Origin of the sequence: Nocardia amikacinitolerans NBRC 108937 (genome assembly GCF_001612615.1) — a bacterium.
Taxonomy (GTDB): domain Bacteria; phylum Actinomycetota; class Actinomycetes; order Mycobacteriales; family Mycobacteriaceae; genus Nocardia; species Nocardia amikacinitolerans.
Map to the genome: position 1 here is coordinate 1 of NZ_BDAU01000084.1, position 2,568 is coordinate 2,568.

At 60.4% G+C, this 2,568-nt stretch carries 1 protein-coding gene; it reads left to right on the plus strand.

Translation table 11 applies throughout. From position 1 onward, the window contains the following. Positions 1–58: 58 nt before the first annotated feature. A partial coding sequence (locus tag NAM01S_RS35590; protein WP_255284355.1) for a type I polyketide synthase occupies positions 59–2,568 on the plus strand: 2,510 nt, incomplete at its 3' end.

Here is a 2,568-nt window from a genome sequence, read left to right on the forward strand (position 1 = left end):
GGGCCACCTCTTCAGTGGTCGTATTTCCCGCCATACACCGACCTGGGCTCCCCAGCACATAGTCCACGGCTCGGTAATCCTGCCGGGGACCTCATTCATCGACATGATTCTCGATGCCGTTCGGTCACTCGGATGCAACCGAATCGACGAACTCACCCACCACGTGTTCCTCGCGGTGCCACAGGGCGAACGACTTCAAATACACCTCACGATCGGTGAACCCGACTCCACCGGCTGCCGTACCTTCGCGCTGCACACCCGACCCGAGGACACACCATCGGATGCCGAGTGGACACTGCACGCAACTGGCACTGCGAGCGTGTTCGAATCAGCCCCAACCACTTCGTTCGATGCGACTCTCTGGCCACCAAGTGGCACCCCGTTGGACATCCCCGAGTTCTATGAACGCATCGTCGACGCAGGCTTCGATTACGGTCCGCTTTTCCGCGGTCTGCGCGCAGCGTGGCAGGACGGCACTACCACGTATGCCGAAATTGCCCTCCCTGACGGCACCGATCCTACGGGGTACGGGATCCATCCCGGCCTGCTGGATTCCGCCTTGCAGCCTGCCGCGCTTGTAACGGGAAGTTCGCCGAAGAACGACTCCATACGAGTCCCATTCTCATGGCGAGACGTAACGGTTCACGCTATTGGCACCACCCATGCGCGGATTCGACTGTCGCGTCCCACCGCCGAGACGGTGTCCCTCGATGTCGCCGATCGTCAAGGTGCGCCGGTCGTAACCATCGGCTCCCTGGCGATGCGTCCAGTAAGTGCGGAACAGCTTCAGGCGGCCATACCTGCTACCGCTGACGGTTTGTACCACATCGAATGGACTCAGGCTCCTTCCGTCGCCGGGAACGCTGGTGGTCTCCGTCCTGCTGTATTGGGCGACTCAAAGCTCGCGGTTGAACTGAGTGTGAACGGTAGCGACGTCGCCTCTTTTCCCAACCTTGCGGCGTTGCGGGCGGCTGTCGCAACCGGCAACCCTACCCCGGATATTTTGATCGTCCCGGTTGACGCCGACACGGGTGCCATGCGTAACGCTGACGAACAGCTTCCGCATCTGACACATGACTTGTGCAAAGAAGTTCTTGGCCTTGTGCAGGAACTAGTGGACACTGACGGGCTGGCCGTGCGAGTCGCATTTGTTACTTCAGGTGCCATTGCGACAACCGAGGACGAGGACATCTCCAGCCTAGGCAGCACCGCCATTTGGGGTTTGATCCGTACGGCGCAAACCGAGGAGCCGGGTCGCTTCACGTTGATCGATTCGGATGGCGCACCCTCGTCAGGCCAAGCGCTGCTCAGCGCGCTGTCCCTCTCCGAACCTCAGCTTGCCGTACGCAATGGTGCCATTGTCGTACCACGACTGGTCCGGACGCGAACCACCGCAGAGCCGACCGCGTTGGATCTTCCCGCCGACGGCACTGTCCTCATAACCGGTGCAACTGGGGGACTGGGGGCGCACGTCGCTCGGCATCTCGCCTCCCACTACGGCGTGCGGCACCTATTGTTGACTAGCCGTCGCGGTATCGATTCACCTCAGGCGGCAGAACTGACGGAGGAATTGCAGGAGCGCGGCGTCCAGGTCCACACTGCCATATGTGACCTCTCTGACCGAGCGTCCGTTGCCGAAGTCATAGCATCCGTGTCTCCTGACCATCCGCTTACCGCGGTTATCCACTGCGCCGGAGTCATCGACGACGGAACCATTGCAGGCCTCACTCCACAACGGGTTAGTAGCGTGCTACTACCGAAGGTCGATGCCGCATGGCATCTTCACGATCTGACCCGTCACCTGGACCTTAAAGCGTTTGTCTTGTTCTCATCGGTTGTCGGCGTCCTCGGCTCCGCGGGCCAGGGAAACTACGCTGCCGCTAACAGCTACTTGGATGGAATCGCACAGCACCGTACGCGAAGAAGGTTGGCGGCAACAGCGGTGTCATGGGGTCTGTGGAACACGTCAGGCGGGATGAGTTCGACGCTGACTGACGCAGACAAGGAGCGCTTCGCCCGCAGTGGCATCGTACCGATGTCCCCCGATTTTGCGCTCACGCTGTTCGACCGAGCGATCGCGGCCAATAGAGCACACGTGCTCGCCACGCGACTGAACTCGGTCACACTTGATGCCCGCGCCGAAGAGGATAGTCTTCCGCCCCTGTTCTACAGGCTGACTCGATCTCGTCGCCGTGCGTATAACGCCGAAACACGAGAAGAAGAGCTCGAGATCCGTCGCCAGCTGTCAGGTCGGAGCGAGCAGGAGCAAAAGCGAACCGTTCTCGAGTATCTTCTCCCTCATATTGCAGGCGTCTTGGGGCACGACACGGCAAGCGCTATTGACCCAGCCAGCTCATTCAAGGATCTCGGTTTCGAGTCGCTGAGTGCCGTTGAGCTGCGCAATACAATCAACAAGGCCACTGGACTGCAACTACCAGCCACGTTGCTATTCGACTATCCGACCCCGCTGGCGCTGGCTAATCAAGTGTGGGCCCAGATCGCTGGCGATCTAAGGACGACTGCACCACTGCAACCTGCCCGGAAGACCGGCGCGACACATGTAGCTGA